This window comes from Microtetraspora malaysiensis (genome assembly GCF_001528665.1).
Taxonomy (GTDB): Bacteria; Actinomycetota; Actinomycetes; order Streptosporangiales; family Streptosporangiaceae; genus Microtetraspora_A; species Microtetraspora_A malaysiensis.
Window position 1 is genome coordinate 593,114 of sequence record NZ_BBYJ01000004.1, and the last position, 14,838, is coordinate 607,951.

Consider the following 14,838-nt stretch of genomic DNA (forward strand, 5'->3'; position numbering starts at 1 on the left):
CTGTCCCGGGCGAGTAGCCTTGGACGAGTTCTCTATCATCAACGCCGATCTGCGGAAGAGGGCGATTTCCGCCGTGTCGTCTGAGTCGTCGCGGACTAACCCGCTGGCAAGCTTTGGGCAAAACGAGTGGCTTGTCGACGAGTTGTACCAGAAGTACTTGCAGGATCCCGAGTCAGTGGACAAGGCGTGGTGGCACTTCTTCGCTGATTACAACGGAACCGGTAAGGCCCCCGCGGCCGCCGGCGCCACCGCCGTTGCCGCTCCTCCCACCCCAGCTCCCTCCCCCGCGAAGGCGCCCACCGCGCCGCCGGTCAGGGCTGAGAAGCCGGAGAGGAAGGCGGCCGCTCCGGCGCCCGTCCCGGCCGGAGCCGCCGAGGAGAAGCTGCGCGGTGCCGCGGCTCGCACGGCGCTCAACATGGAGTCGTCGCTCGCGATCCCGACGGCGACGAGCGTGCGCGCCGTCCCGGCGAAGCTGCTGATCGACAACCGCATCGTTATCAACAACCACCTCCAGCGCGGGCGTGGCGGCAAGATCTCCTTCACCCACGTGATCGGCTACGCCATCGTGCGGGCGCTGCAGTCGATGCCGGAGATGAACTACTCCTACGCCGAGGTCGACGGCAAGCCGGTCCTCGTCAAGCCCGAGCACGTGGGTCTCGGCCTCGCCATCGACGTGCAGAAGGCCGACGGCACCCGCCAGCTCCTCGTCCCGTCGATCAAGACGGCCGAGACGCTCGACTTCCGCCAGTTCTGGGTCGCGTACGAGGAGGTCGTACGCAAGGCGCGCTCCGGCAAGCTCGGCGTGGACGACTTCCAGGGCACCACGATCTCCCTGACGAACCCCGGCACGATCGGCACGGTCCACTCCGTGCCGCGTCTGATGCCCGGCCAGGGCACGATCATCGGCGTCGGCGCGATGGAGTACCCGGCGGAGTACCAGGGCGCCTCGGTCGACACGCTGAACCGCCTGGCGATCAGCAAGGTCATGACGCTGACCTCGACGTACGACCACCGGATCATCCAGGGTGCCCAGTCGGGTGACTTCCTGCGCCGGATCCACCAGCTGCTGCTCGGCGAGAACGGCTTCTACGACGACATCTTCGAGTCGCTGCAGATCCCGTACGAGCCGGTCCGCTGGGTCAAGGACATCTCCGCCACCCACGACGACGACGTGGCGAAGTCCGCCCGCGTCCTGGAGCTCATCCACGCGTACCGGGTGCGCGGCCACCTCATGGCGGCCACCGACCCGCTGGAGTACCGCCAGCGCAAGCACCCCGACCTCGACATCAAGTCGCACGGCCTGACGCTGTGGGACCTGGAGCGCGAGTTCGCCACCGGCGGCTTCGGCGGCAAGCCGCTGATGCAGCTGCGCGACGTCCTCGGCGTGCTGCGCGACACCTACTGTCGCACCGTCGGCATCGAGTACATGCACATCCAGGACCCCGAGGAGCGGGCCTGGATCCAGGCGCGGATCGAGAAGCCGCACGCCAAGGCGAACCGCGACGAGCAGCTGCACATCCTGCGCCGGCTCAACACTGCCGAGGCGTTCGAGACCTTCCTGCAGACCAAGTACGTCGGCCAGAAGCGGTTCTCCCTTGAGGGTGGCGAGTCCCTGATCCCGCTGCTCGACTCGGTGATCAGCGCCGCGTCGGCCGAGGGCCTGGACGAGGTCGTCATCGGCATGGCCCACCGCGGCCGCCTCAACGTGCTGGCCAACATCGTGGGCAAGTCCTACGCCCAGGTGTTCGGCGAGTTCGAGGGCAACATCGACCCGCGCAGCGCGCACGGCTCGGGCGACGTGAAGTACCACCTCGGCGCGACCGGCGACTTCGTCGCCCCCGACGGCAGCACGATCACCGCCTCGGTGGTGGCCAACCCGTCGCACCTGGAGGCGGTCGACCCGGTCCTCGAAGGCGTCGTCCGCGCCAAGCAGGACCTGCTGGAGCGCGGCGAGGAGGGCTTCACCGTCCTGCCGGTGCTCGTGCACGGCGACGCGGCGTTCGCCGGCCAGGGTGTGGTCGCCGAGACGCTGCACCTGTCGCAGCTCCGCGGCTACCGCACCGGCGGCACCGTCCACATCGTGGTCAACAACCAGGTCGGCTTCACCACCAGCCCGGCCAGCTCGCGGTCCTCGGTCTACGCCACCGACGTCGCCCGGATGATCCAGGCGCCGATCTTCCACGTCAACGGCGACGACCCCGAGGCCGTGGTCCGGGTCGGCGAGCTCGCGTACGAGTACCGCCAGACGTTCCGCAAGGACGTCGTCATCGACATGGTCTGCTACCGGCGCCGCGGTCACAACGAGACGGACAACCCCTCGTTCACCCAGCCGCTGATGTACGACCTGATCGACGCCAAGCGGTCCACCCGCAAGCTCTACACCGAGGCCCTGATCGGCCGCGGCGACATCACGGTCGAAGAGGCCGAGCAGGCGCTGCGCGACTACCAGGACCAGCTCGAGCGGGCGTTCACCGAGACCCGCGAGGCGGCCAAGAAGCCGCTGGAGCCGGGCGCGGTCGTCAAGCCGCCGGCGGACGAGGTGATCCCGTGGTCGCACGAGGACACCGAGACGGCGATCTCCGAGGAGACGGTCAAGCGGGTCATCGAGACCCAGCTGAACCTGCCCGAGGGCTTCACGGTCCACCCGCGTCTGACGCCGATCCTGCAGCGCCGCGGCACGATGATCACCGACGACGCCATCGACTGGGCGACCGGCGAGGCGCTCGCCATCGGCGGCCTGCTGATCGACGGCCACCCCGTCCGTCTCGTCGGGCAGGACTCCCGCCGCGGCACGTTCGGCCAGCGGCACGCCGTCCTGGTCGACCGGGTCACCGGCGAGGACCACACCCCGCTGAAGACGTTCAACCACGGCACCACGAAGTTCTACGTGTACGACTCGCTGCTGAGCGAGTTCGCCGCGATGGGCTTCGAGTACGGCTACAGCGTGGTGCGCCCCGACGCCCTGGTCTGCTGGGAGGCCCAGTTCGGCGACTTCGCCAACGGCGCCCAGTCGATCATCGACGAGTTCATCTCGTCCGGTGAGCAGAAGTGGGGCCAGCGGTCGTCGGTCGTGCTGCTGCTGCCGCACGGTTACGAGGGCCAGGGTCCGGACCACTCCTCGGCCCGGATCGAGCGCTACCTCCAGATGTGCGCGCTGGACAACATGACTGTCGCCCAGCCGACCACCTCGGCGAACTACTTCCACCTGCTGCGCTGGCAGGTCCTGTCCAACCGGCGCAGGCCGCTGATCGTGTTCACGCCCAAGTCGCTGCTGCGGCACAAGGGCGCGGCCTCGGCGACGTCGGAGTTCACCACAGGCTCGTTCCGGCCGGTCATCGGCGACACGACGGTGGATCCGGCGGCGGTCACCCGGGTGGTCCTGTGCTCCGGCAAGGTCTACTACGACCTGGTCAACGCGCGGGAGAAGTCCGGCCGGACCGACGTCGCGATCGTCCGCATCGAGCGGCTCTTCCCGTTCCCGGAGAACCCGCTGAAGGCGGAGCTGGCGCGCTACTCCGGCAGCGCCGAGCTGATCTGGGCGCAGGACGAGCCGGTCAACATGGGCCCGTGGCCGTACCTCACGCTGAAGTTGACCGAGCGGCCCGAGCTGCTCGACGGCCGGAAGCTGCGCCGGGTCTCCCGTCCGGCGAACTCGTCGCCGGCGACCGGCTCCCACTCGGCGCACGACGCCGAGCTGGCGGCGATCGCCAAGGAGATCTTCGGCTAGTCGTCCGGGCCTCCGGGCCCACGGCATCCCGAGAGAAGTCCCCCACGGCCGGTCCGCGGGGGACTTCCCCTTTATGGAGACGATCAGGAGCGAGGTACATGTACTTCACCGACAGGGGCATCGAAGAGCTGGCCGACCGGCGCGGCGACGAGGAGGTCAGCGTCCGCTGGCTCGCGGAGCGGCTACGCGAGTTCGTCGATCTCAATCCGGAGTTCGAGACCCCGATCGAGCGGCTGGCCACCTGGCTCGCCCGCCTCGACGACGAGGACGAATAGGACGCCCCCCGCGGCCCGGCCGGCCGGGCCGCGGGACGGGACGCATTTCACGTAAGGATCCAGCTCCGGCGAAGGCGACAAGACGCGATACATCTTGACTTTCGGCAGACACGACATATCGTGTCTTGTGAGGGTTGGTCGCCGATCCCACGGGGGCGGCGAAACATCACGTCGAAAGGGCGGGCCATGTCCCACTGGATGATCGAGAAACCCGGGCAGCTCACATTCGGGCCCGTGTCACAGTTGAGCGTGCGCATCGTGGCCGGGCAACTGACTGTGCTCGCCAGTGACGGCCCGCCGACGCTGGAGGTCAGCGACACCGGCACCCCACCCCTCGTGGTCACGCACGACGAGGACGGCCGGCTCACGGTGGCGTACAAGGACCTCACCTGGGACGGCGTCCTCGGCTGGCTGCGCCCCGGGAAGCGGGTCACCGTCGCCACGCTGACCGTGCCGAAGGACTGCCCGGTGCAGGTCGGCGTGATCTCGGCGTCCGCGGTCGTGGCCGGCTTCGAGGGACGTACCAACGTCAAGAGCGTCTCCGGCGAGATCGTCCTGGACGGCGTGACCGGCGATGTGAGCGCCGAGACGATGTCGGGCTCGGTGGAGAGCCGCGGCCTCGCCGGCGACCTCTCGTTCACCAGCGTCTCGGGCGAGCTGACCGTCGCCAACGGAAGGCCGCACCGGCTGCGCGCCAACACGGTCTCCGGCCGGATCACCGCCGACCTCGAACTCACCCCGACCGGCCACATCACGCTCAACAGCGTGTCCGGCGACATCGTCGTACGGCTCCCGCAGTCGGTGGACACCGACGTGGCGCTGCGTTCCGCCTCCGGCGACCTCCACGCGGCGTTCCCGCACCTGGAGAGCAACAACCGGCCGGGAGCGAAGACGCTCACCGGACGGATCGGCGGCGGCATGGCCTCGATCACGGCGACCACGGTCTCCGGCGACGTCACGCTGCTCAGCAAGGAATCCGCGAACCATCGGAACGGAGAGTGGGCATGAGTCCCGTGTTCGGGCATGGCCGACTTCGGCTGTACCTGCTCAAGCTGCTCGAAGAGAGCCCCAAGCACGGCTACGAGGTGATCCGGCTGCTCCAGGACCGGTTCCTCGGGGTGTACTCGCCGTCTCCGGGCACGATCTACCCCCGGCTCGCCCGGCTGGAGGAGGAGGGCCTGGTCACCCACGAGGTGGTGGACGGCAAGAAGGTCTTCACGCTCACCGACAAGGGCCGGGCGGAGCTGAACAACCGCCTCGACGAGCTGGCCGAGCTGGAGCAGGAGATCACCGCCTCGGTGCAGGACATCGCCCGCGAGGTGAAGGAGGACGTCCGCCAGACGGTCCGCTCGCTGCGGCACGAGCTGACCCAGATGGCCAAGGACATCAACCAGACCGGCAGGCGGGAGACCCGCGACGCCTGGCGTGAGCAGAAGGACGAATGGAAGCGTCAGCGCCAGCAGCAGAAGGAGGAGTGGAAGCGCCACACGCAGCAGTGGCGCGCCGAGGCCGAACGCTGGCAGCGTGAATGGGACCGCATCTGGGCGGAAACCTGGTCCCTGGCGGGTCCGCCCCCGTCCCACGGCCGGGCGGACGCCGAGTTCGGGCAGATGCTGGCCGAGTTCGTCGCACAGGTCCAGCGTGAGGCTCATCAGGAAGGGATCAGCGAGCAGGCCCTCGACGAGTGCCGGACGATCCTGGACGAGGCCGCCGCCCGCATCCGCGACACGCTCCGCTCCTGAGCACCGCCATGTACGGCTGGCGCAACCCGTTCCTGCCCGCACACCCCCCACCGGGCCTGCTCAGCGTTCAGGTGAGCGGCTACGCCGCTCCCCCTTCCGGCTCTCCGCACACCGGGGAACGGGAACAGGGCGTCCCCGAGAGCGGCCACACGCGACCTGATCGCGCCGTGCCGCCCCCTCGGGAACGCCCCTCCTCGCCCGGCGGATCACGTTTGGGCGGATCTCACCTGGGCCGAGCGCGGACCGAGCGATCACACGGTGAAGACGATCTTTCCGAAGACGTCGCCCTCGTGCATGGCGGCGAACCCCTCCTCCGCCTGCGTGAGCGGGAGCACGCGGTCGATGATCGGGCGGACGCCGGTCTGCTCCAGGAAGACGGCCAGCCTGGCGAGCTGCTCCCTCGTCCCCATGGTGGAGCCGATGATGGAGCGCTGCAGGAAGAAGACCTGGGCGAGCTGCGTGGGCGCGACCAGGCCGCTGGTCGCGCCGCAGATCACGATCCGGCCGCCGGGCCGCAGCGAGCTGAGCGAGTGGTCCCACGTCGCCGCGCCGACACTCTCCATGACCGCGTCGACCCGCTCGGGCAACCTGGCCCCGCTCTCGAAGACCTGGTCCGCGCCGAGTTCGAGGGCCCGCGCCCGCTTCTCCTCCGAGCGGCTCGTGGCCCAGATCCGGAAGCCGCCGGCGCGTCCCAACGCGATGAGCGCGGTCGCCACCCCTCCGCCCGCCCCCTGGACCAGCACCGTCGACCCCGGCTCCAGCGCGGCCTTGTCGAACAGCATCCGGTAGGCCGTCAGCCAAGCGGTGGGCAGACAGGCGGCCTCCTCGAAGGAGATCGCGGCCGGCTTGGGCACGAGGTTCCGCTTCGGGACGGCCACCTTCTCGGCGAAGGTGCCGTCGTGAACCTCTGAGAGCAGCGAGCGCCGGGGGTCGAGCGTCTCGTCCCCGTTCACCGGAGTCCCGATCACCGAGTGGACGATGACCTCGTTGCCGTTCTCGTCCAGTCCCGAGGCGTCGCAGCCGAGGATGATGGGCAGACGGTCCTGGCGGACGCCGACGCCCTTGAGCGTCCACAGGTCGTGGTGGTTGAGGGCCGCGGCCTTGACGGTGACCGTGGTCCAGCCGTCGGGGACCGTGGGATCAGGGCGCTCACCGAGCGTCAGCCCCTTGAGAGGGTTGTCAGGATCGGTCTGCGTGGCGGTTACGGCGAACATGCCCGAACATTACTCCGTTCACCTATCAAGATCGCGTATGCCCCGGACGGGGTCGGCCCCGGACACGGCAAAGGGGCCCGGCGGGCGGTGCCGGACCCCTTTCACGCACGGCGGCTCGCTCAGAAGGCGAAGACGACACCTGTCGTCGCGCGGAGCTGGCAGGAGTTGCCGTACGTGCGCTCGAACCTGACGTAGGCGTCGTTCCAGATCCCGTAAGCCGTCACCGTGACCGGGTCGAAGATCATCGGACACGCGACGGCCGGATCGGGCTGGAGCTTGGCGGGATCCCCACCGACCTTCTCCAGCGCCGGGCACGCCCCTCCGGGCGCCGGGTGCGTGCCGCGCGCGAAGGAGCAGTTCAGCAACGCGTAGCGCTGGGGCGGCGTCCCGGCCTGCCCCTTGGCCACGGTCACCACCAACGCTTTGGTCCGCGCCTTCATAGGGTGGACCCTGGTGACCGGTACGTCGGCGTTGACGTCCGGCCCCCACGGAGGTGGGACGGTGGCGGCGACGGCGGCGCCCGCAGGGCTGATCGCGACAGCCGTGAAGGCGAGAAGTGCGAGAAGTGGCCTCATGTCAATCCCCCGGATTCGGCTGACGACAGCCTGTCCGGCCGACCCCCTCGGATCAAGCGCCCACTCCGCGCCGCCGGCGAAATCTGACGTCCCGCGATTATCATCGGTTCCATCAGTTTCATAACAACCAGGTCACGAAGCTTCGCGTGCTCTATGCTGATCTGGAAAAATCACCCCTTACCACCCAAGAAGAAGGGCAGAAAGTGTTTCGGCGACTCACATCCGGCCTCGTCGGCGGCCTCGCCGCGGCGAGCGCGGTCGCCGTGCTCTCCGTCCCGGTGCCCGCCACACCCGCCGCCGCGGTGGCCGCGTCGGTGCCACCGAAGTCCCTGAAGGGTGATGTCAGCTCCTACGCCCTGGCCGCCACGCAGGCGGACATGCTCAAGGTCGCGTCGTACTGGAGCCCGGATCGGCTGAAGCGGGCGAGCAGCTACGAGCCGAAGACCAAGCCGTCCCCCACGGCCTCGGCCACCACGTCGGCGGCGGAGATGGGCAAGGCGTCGACCCCCCTCCGCGCCCCGGCCATCGCCCCCGCGCCCGACGCCCCGCCCATGGTGGGGAAGGTCTTCTTCAAGGTCGACGACAAGGAGTACTGGTGCTCCGCGTCGGCGGTGCATTCGGCGTACAAGAACCTGGTCGCGACAGCGGGGCATTGCACCTACTCCCTCGCGCGGGACAAGCCGGTCGAGAACTGGATCTTCATCCCGTCGTACGCCAACGGAGCGACGAGCGCGGGCATCTTCGTCGGGCACACGCTCTACATGCACCAGGACTTCCAGGGGCAGGGCGACTTCGACCGAGATTACGCGTTCGTCACCGTCTATCCGGGCTTCACCTGGCAGCCGTACACCGAGGCGGGCAAGATGAAGTATCGCTCGGTCTCTGTGGGCGCCCTTGAGGACCGGGTGGGGGCGTTCCGCTTCGCCTGGAACAAGGGCTCCGGCCTGAATGTCCGGGTGTTCGGCTACCCCGCGGGCGCCCACCCGGACGGCAGCCGGCCGTACAACGGGCAGGAGCTCAAGACCTGCTCGAACGCGACCGAGAAGAAGACGGTCAGCGCGCCCACCTGGCAGCTCGAACACGGCGTACGGCTGGCCGGCTGCGGCTTCACGTCCGGGGCCAGCGGCGGCCCCTGGGTGATCGGCTACGACAGCGTCAAGCACACCGGCTGGATCAACGGTGTGACCAGCCTGACCTGGAACCTGAACGGGGACGGGAAGGTCGACGCCGTCTCCACGCCGTACTTCAACGCGATCGCCCAGCGCGTCTACCTCCAAGCCGCGCGCCAGGCCACCTCCTGACGCCTCCCGCCGCGCCGCCCTGATGGGGCGGCCGGCGGCCCCACGGGAACTTTCTCCGCCGCCACTCCGTTTCGCCCCCGCAGCACCGGCGTCAGCCAGTACGCGGGGGCGTTCCCGTGCGCACCCCTCTGCCGCTGCGCGTCCATCGCAATCAGCGGCCGCGCGGCGCCGCGTGAACACGCCCGACCATGAGCCCGCGCCAGACAACCCGTGGCGCGGGGCGGGCGTACGACGCGGGGACCGTTCCCGGAAGTTGCGAAGAGCCACCCCTCGGGCTAGGAATTCCTTCCTTTCTGGGGCAAGTTAGACGTGATCTTCAGACGATCGGTGCCGGGCGATTTGTGTGATTTATGTCACATAGCCGAGCGAAACGATCTCGAGACCAGGAGCGAAACCTCGGATCGTCACCAGCCGATCACCAGCACATACATCACGAAATGATCTCGCAAGTGACACCGCTTGCGGAAAATCACGGAAACGTCACGGCTCCTCCGCCGGAGAAACCGTCCACAACATGGCCGGGAACCGCAAGATCTCGCATGTAGTGTTTTGACCATCCCTTTACTGACGGATGTGACGTTCTCGCGTCTATCGACAGCGCAAGGAGCTCCATGAACACCCGAGTCAAGCGCCTGGTTCTCCCTCTCGGGGGGCTCGCCGCCGCCGGCCTCATCGGCAGCACCCTCGTGGCACCCGCCCAGGCCGCTGGCGACACGGCTACCGACCCGCTGGCCGCCAGCGGGATGGCCGCCAAGAACGTTGTCGCCTTCTGGCTGAACCAGAAGGCCGCCAATCTGGTCAACGCCTCACCGTACGAGACCCAGGTGGTGGCGAAGCACATCTCCAAGGGCGGCCCCTCCGCGGACAGCAAGCCCGGCCTCGTCTCGCCGATCGGCAAGGGCGGATCCGGCACGTCCAAGAACGTGAACCTGCCCAAGACCACCGGCAAGGTGTTCTTCACCGGCTCCGACGGCCGGCCGCACTGGTGCTCGGCCACGTCCCTCCAGGCGAAGTACCGCAACCTGGTGGCCACGGCCGGCCACTGCGTGTACGACACGGTGTCGAACAAGGCCACCCTGAACCGCTGGGTCTTCATCCCCGGCTACTACCAGGGCAAGGCGCCGTGGGGCATCTATGTCGGCAAGCAGGCGTTCACGCACTACGACTTCGACGTGTACGAGGACGGCGACCGCGACTACGCGTTCGTGACGGTCTACAACGGCCTCAAGGCCGGCTCGGGCACGAGCTGGTTCGACACCGCGGAGTGGAACTGGCAGGAGGTCAACAAGGCCACCTACGACAAGTACAGCCCGTACATCCGCAAGTCGAAGGGCGGCAAGTACTACGTCGTCAGGTTCACCGACGTCGGCCGCCTCGGCGACAACGTCGGCGGCCAGGGCCTGGCCTACAACCAGAAGCTCGGCAAGAGCGTCTACGTCTTCGGCTACCCGAGCGGGTCCCATCCGGACGGCAACTACGCGTACTCCGGCAAGACGCTCAAGTGGAGCTACGGCAAGACGTTCGCCGCCAAGGCGCCCGAGGTGAAGGCCGAGGAGCTGGTGGGCGTGAAGTCCTCCTTCACCGGCGAGGGCTCCTCGGGCTCGGCCTGGCTGTTCAACTACAGCAGCGCGCGCCGCATCGGCTACCTGAACGGCGTCACGAGCGGTGTCGCGGACACCGACGGCAACAACCGGATCGACACCAGCGTCTCGCCGTACTTCGACGGTGAGCTTTACGGCATCTACAAGGCCGCCGCGAACGTCTGGTCCGGCAGCATCGCCTGACACCTGACGTGAGAGAAGGGCCCGGCTCCCAAGCCGGGCCCTTTTTCATGGAATTTCTAGATTTGTCCGGTAAACCTCCCCCGACCGCACGGCGTCGCTGTCCGTTTAGCGGCATTTTGCGACATTTGTAATGACGTGGCACCATCGAGCGGCGGGGCGAGCCTGAATGACAGCTGAATGTCAGTGCCAATTCACAACACCGCAGCTCAACGCATTGACAAGCCTGTCTGGCGAAGTCAGACACGGCGGAACGAACGGCCCAACCTGAGCCTCTCCTGTGTGATTTGCATCACATGAAGACTTGCAGCGCTGGAGTGTCGAAATGACGGACATGGCGCAGCAAAGAGAGTCGAAGGATCATCTAGCTGCGGCGACATCTACGGTCTCGCCTCGTTCACGGAACGGCCGACTGGGACGCGACCAGTGAGGTGACCTAACCCGCCGAGAAATGCCGACTTATGTCGGTTTTAAGGGAACTCGGCCGGATGTATGGTTCCTCCATCCCTTTACTGACGCATGGGGCGCAAGATGCGTTCCACGACAGCCCAAGGAGTTCCCCAAATGAAGCGCACTCTCGCCTTCGGTGGCCTCGTCGCCACCGCCGGCCTCCTGGCCGCCGGCCTCGCCGCCCCGGCTCAGGCGACCGGCGACGTCGCCAGCGCCCCGCTGGCCGCCACTGGCATCGCCGCGAAGAACATCGTGGCCTTCTGGGCCGCCGAGAACATGGCCGCCCTGAAGGGCGCCACGCCGTACAACGCGGAGACCAAGGTCGTCGCCAAGCACATCTCCAAGGGTGGCCCGGCTCCGGACAGCAAGCCGGGCATCGTGCCGGCGATCGGCGACGAGAAGAAGGCCGCCGGCAAGTCGAAGAACGTGAACCTGCCCCGGACCACGGGCAAGGTGTTCTTCATCGGCGCCGACAAGGAGGCCCACTGGTGCACCGCGACCTCGGTTCAGTCGCAGTACAAGAACCTGGTCGCGACCGCTGGTAGCTGCGTCTACGACACCGAGTCCAACGCTCAGACGCTGGACTACTGGGTCTTCATCCCGGGTTACTACCAGGGCAAGACCCCGTACGGCATCTACGTCGGCAAGCAGGCCTTCACCCACTACGACTTCGACGTCTACGAGGACGGCGACCGCAACTACGCGTTCGTCACCGTCTACAACGGCCTCAAGTTCCCCCACGACGGCTTCGCCGGTCTCCGCGACCTGGCCGAGGACGGCAAGTACGAGGAGCTCAAGACGTACGGCGGCCTCCAGGAGGTCGACGAGGCCACCTTCGAGGCGTACAAGAAGGCCGACTTCTACAAGCGGGGCTGGGGCCGTCGCGTTGCTCGCGACGAGCAGGGCAAGAAGCACTACTTCGTGTGGAAGTTCGCGGACGCGGGCGCCCTGGGTGCGAACGTCGGCGGGCAGGGCCTGGCCTACAACCAGAAGGTCGGCAAGCCGGTCTTCGTGTTCGGCTACCCGAGCGGGCAGCACCCGGACGGCAACCAGGCCTACTCCGGCCACACCCTCAAGTGGACCTACGGCAAGACCTTCGCGGTCCAGGCCCCGGCCATCAAGGGCGAGGAGCTCGTCGGCACCAAGTCGTCGTTCACCGGCGAGGGCGCCCTCGGCTCCGCGTGGCTGCTGAACTACAACAACGGCCGCCGCATCGGCTACCTGAACGGTGTCACCATCGGCGTCTCCGACACCGACAACAACAACCGTTACGACACCAGCTTCTCCCCGTACTTCGACGGCGAGCTGGCCGGCGTCTACAACGCGGCCAAGAACCTCTGGTCCGGCTCGATCGCCTAGTCTCCGCTCGCGGAAACACGGCGATACGCGAGAGCAGGGGTCCAAACCCTGCTCTCACCCTCGCTTCATCGAAGGGCCCGGCTCTCCAGCCGGGCCTTTTCGTTTTGTTGAACCCCAATTTGTGACGGGTCTTTGAAACACCGCCCGTTTCCGAACTCGGCGAACGAGACCCGTCAACACCAATCGGCGGGCCCGAGGCATCGGCCACGATGGCCGGTCATTTCTACAAAAGTTTCCGGGCTGCGGGGTAAACCCGTCCGGGCAGTAAAGCGACGCCGCCCGACGACAGTGCTTTTCACTTTTTGTCAACGGACGGATAACCCTGTGATTTAGCCTACAGGCGCAGGCCGACAAATACCTTTACACAGAGACGACGACGCCGGGAAGAAACGCCTCCATATACCCTCACCTGCGGGAACGCGCCACCATCCCAGTGGCGATCGGACTACACAGACTCTTTCGCGTTGTCACTTCCACAGAAAAGCTGGCAGACCTCCCAGAAAGCCCTCTTTATGTCTTTCTTACGGTGACCGACTGCGCTATCTTTTCGGCATCCCTTTCCTGACGTATGGGGCACAAGAAGTGCCCCACGACAGACCAAGGAGTTTCCCCATGAAGCGCACTATGGCTTTCGGTGGCCTCGTCGCCACCGCCGGCCTGCTGGCCGCGGGCCTCGCCGCCCCGGCCCAGGCCGCCGGCGACGTCGCGACCGACGCCCTGGCCACCAACGGCATCGCGGCGTGGTCCACGATCGCCTACTGGTACAACAACCAGGCCGCGAACCTGATCAACGCGACCCCGTACAACGTCGAGACCAAGGTCGTCGCCAAGCACGTCTCCAAGGGCGGCCCGGCTCCCGACAGCAAGCCGGGCATCGTGCCGGCGATCGGCGACGAGAAGAAGGCCGCCGCCAAGTCGAAGAACGTCAACCTGCCCAAGACCACCGGCAAGGTGTTCTTCGATGGTGCTGACGGCCAGCCGCACTGGTGCACGGCCACCTCGGTGCAGTCCGCGTACAAGAACCTGGTCGCCACCGCCGGACACTGTGTCTACGACACCGGCAAGAACGCCTCCACCATGGAGAACTGGGTCTTCATCCCGGGTTACTACCAGGGCAAGACCCCGTGGGGCATCTACGTGGGCAAGCAGGCCTTCACCCACTACGACTTCGACGTCTACGAGGACGGCGACCGCGACTACGCCTTCGTCACGGTCTACAACGGTCTCACGATGGGCCACGACGGCATCTCCGAACCCGACGAGGCGCCCGGCGAGTGGTACGAGGTCTCCTACGAGACCTACTCGAAGTTCCCGAAGATGTACCGCGACCTCGCCAAGGAGCGCGGACGCTGCTACCTCAAGGAGCGGCCGGGCAAGGACGGCAAGACCCACTACTTCGTGTGGAAGTTCGTGGACGCGGGCGCCCTGGGTGCCAACGTCGGCGGGCAGGGCCTGGCCTACAACCAGAAGGTCGGCAAGCCGGTCTTCGTGTTCGGCTACCCGAGCGGGCAGCACCCGGACGGCAACCAGGCCTACTCCGGCCAGACGCTCAAGTGGACCTACGGCAAGACCTTCCCCGTCCAGGTTCCGGCCATCAAGGGCGAGGAGCTCCTCGGCACCAAGTCGTCGTTCACCGGTGAGGGCGCCCTCGGCTCCGCGTGGCTGGTGAACTACAACAACGGCCGCCGCCTGGGCTACCTGAACGGTGTGACCATCGGCGTCTCCGACACCGACGGCAACAACCGTTACGACACCAGCTTCTCCCCGTACTTCGACGGCGAGCTGTACGGCGTCTACAACGCGGCCAAGAACCTCTGGTCCGGCTCGATCGCCATTCCGTTCGAGTCGCCGGCGATCCCGCACGCGAGCGAGTCGCCCCGGCCGCGCAGCTAAGTAGCCTGTCGGTTAGTTCGTTCAGAAAGGCCCGGCCGCCAGCCGGGCCTTTCTGGCGTTTCAGGAAACGAACGATGACGCGCCTCGGCCCCGGCCGCATGAGCCCGCCGGAATGGCAGCCCAGCAGCTCCGTTGTCTGGACCGATGACGCGGGCCATCCCTCGGCCACAAATCCTCGCACTATGTGATCACTCAAATTCGGAACGACAACAGAGGCCGACCGAAGTTCGGGCTTAGACGCGACTCGCGTCGATACGGTGCCCCGGACTAGTTGTGATCTACACCACAGCATTTCCGGGACGCTCCGGCGCCGCTTCACGGAGACCCGGGCGACGCAGTCTCACGCCAGGGCAAAGAGCAGCGAAAACGAGAGCGTCCGAAACCTGACTAGTCGGCTTTCGTCGAGTCAGCCAAGTAACGGGATGATCTCGCCGTTCCGCGTCGCCTCAAAGCGATGACTTGGGGGGTTTCCACGACGAGATCGCGCTGTATGTTTTGGCCATCCCTTTACTGACGTCTGG

Annotated in this window: 10 protein-coding genes; 8 read left to right on the plus strand and 2 right to left on the minus strand. The window is 67.1% G+C overall.

Going from position 1 to position 14,838, the window contains the following annotated elements:
• Positions 1–73 precede the first annotated feature (73 nt).
• The 4 genes from AWQ71_RS02575 (at position 74) to AWQ71_RS02585 (ending at position 5,744) form a co-directional block, all read left to right on the plus strand.
• Complete coding sequence (locus AWQ71_RS02575) at positions 74–3,727, plus strand: multifunctional oxoglutarate decarboxylase/oxoglutarate dehydrogenase thiamine pyrophosphate-binding subunit/dihydrolipoyllysine-residue succinyltransferase subunit (protein WP_067126191.1); 3,654 nt, start codon at positions 74–76, stop codon at positions 3,725–3,727.
• A 98-nt stretch (positions 3,728–3,825) separates the two neighbouring features.
• Positions 3,826–4,002, plus strand: a complete 177-nt coding sequence (locus tag AWQ71_RS42505; protein ID WP_169806502.1) for a DUF6104 family protein — start codon at positions 3,826–3,828, stop codon at positions 4,000–4,002.
• A 234-nt stretch (positions 4,003–4,236) separates the two neighbouring features.
• Entirely contained in the window at positions 4,237–5,010 is a 774-nt protein-coding gene (locus AWQ71_RS02580) for a DUF4097 family beta strand repeat-containing protein (protein WP_245658073.1), read from the plus strand.
• Positions 5,007–5,744, plus strand: a complete 738-nt coding sequence (locus AWQ71_RS02585; protein WP_067126196.1) for a PadR family transcriptional regulator — start codon at positions 5,007–5,009, stop codon at positions 5,742–5,744. The genes AWQ71_RS02580 and AWQ71_RS02585 overlap by 4 nt, the downstream gene beginning before the upstream one ends.
• Before the next feature lie 251 nt (positions 5,745–5,995).
• Here the strand turns inward: AWQ71_RS02585 and AWQ71_RS02590 are convergent, their stop codons facing one another.
• Together AWQ71_RS02590 and AWQ71_RS02595 are read right to left on the minus strand one after the other, a co-directional pair.
• Positions 5,996–6,958, minus strand: a complete 963-nt coding sequence (locus tag AWQ71_RS02590; protein ID WP_067125796.1) for a zinc-binding dehydrogenase — start codon at positions 6,956–6,958, stop codon at positions 5,996–5,998.
• 119 nt (positions 6,959–7,077) lie between these two features.
• A complete protein-coding gene (locus AWQ71_RS02595) occupies positions 7,078–7,533 on the minus strand; it encodes an SSI family serine proteinase inhibitor (RefSeq protein WP_084258364.1) in 456 nt (151 codons plus the stop codon).
• A gap of 203 nt (positions 7,534–7,736) precedes the next feature.
• On the opposite strand from AWQ71_RS02595, the gene AWQ71_RS02600 reads away from it, so the two are divergent.
• The 4 genes from AWQ71_RS02600 to AWQ71_RS39765 all read left to right on the plus strand — a co-directional run bounded on the left by AWQ71_RS02600 (position 7,737) and on the right by AWQ71_RS39765 (position 14,317).
• Entirely contained in the window at positions 7,737–8,834 is a 1,098-nt protein-coding gene (locus tag AWQ71_RS02600) for a trypsin-like serine peptidase (protein WP_067125799.1), read from the plus strand.
• 611 nt (positions 8,835–9,445) lie between these two features.
• Positions 9,446–10,618, plus strand: coding sequence for a trypsin-like serine peptidase (locus AWQ71_RS02605; protein ID WP_067125802.1), 1,173 nt, complete (start codon positions 9,446–9,448; stop codon positions 10,616–10,618).
• Between the two features lie 561 nt (positions 10,619–11,179).
• A complete protein-coding gene (locus AWQ71_RS02610; RefSeq protein ID WP_067125806.1) occupies positions 11,180–12,424 on the plus strand; it encodes a trypsin-like serine peptidase in 1,245 nt (414 codons plus the stop codon).
• A gap of 612 nt (positions 12,425–13,036) precedes the next feature.
• Positions 13,037–14,317 (plus strand): trypsin-like serine peptidase, encoded by a 1,281-nt coding sequence (locus AWQ71_RS39765; protein ID WP_084258366.1) that lies wholly within the window; start codon positions 13,037–13,039, stop codon positions 14,315–14,317.
• Positions 14,318–14,838 lie beyond the last annotated feature (521 nt).

Bases quoted from the DNA above. Each gene is read 5' to 3' on its own strand.
- AWQ71_RS02610 (WP_067125806.1), top strand. From the start codon at position 11,180: ATGAAGCGCACTCTCGCCTTCGGTGGCCTCGTCGCCACCGCCGGCCTC.
- AWQ71_RS02585 (WP_067126196.1), top strand. From the start codon at position 5,007: ATGAGTCCCGTGTTCGGGCATGGCCGACTTCGGCTGTACCTGCTCAAG.
- AWQ71_RS02605 (WP_067125802.1), top strand. From the start codon at position 9,446: ATGAACACCCGAGTCAAGCGCCTGGTTCTCCCTCTCGGGGGGCTCGCC.
- AWQ71_RS39765 (WP_084258366.1), top strand. From the start codon at position 13,037: ATGAAGCGCACTATGGCTTTCGGTGGCCTCGTCGCCACCGCCGGCCTG.
- AWQ71_RS02595 (WP_084258364.1), bottom strand. From the start codon at position 7,533: ATGAGGCCACTTCTCGCACTTCTCGCCTTCACGGCTGTCGCGATCAGC.
- AWQ71_RS02590 (WP_067125796.1), bottom strand. From the start codon at position 6,958: ATGTTCGCCGTAACCGCCACGCAGACCGATCCTGACAACCCTCTCAAG.
- AWQ71_RS42505 (WP_169806502.1), top strand. From the start codon at position 3,826: ATGTACTTCACCGACAGGGGCATCGAAGAGCTGGCCGACCGGCGCGGC.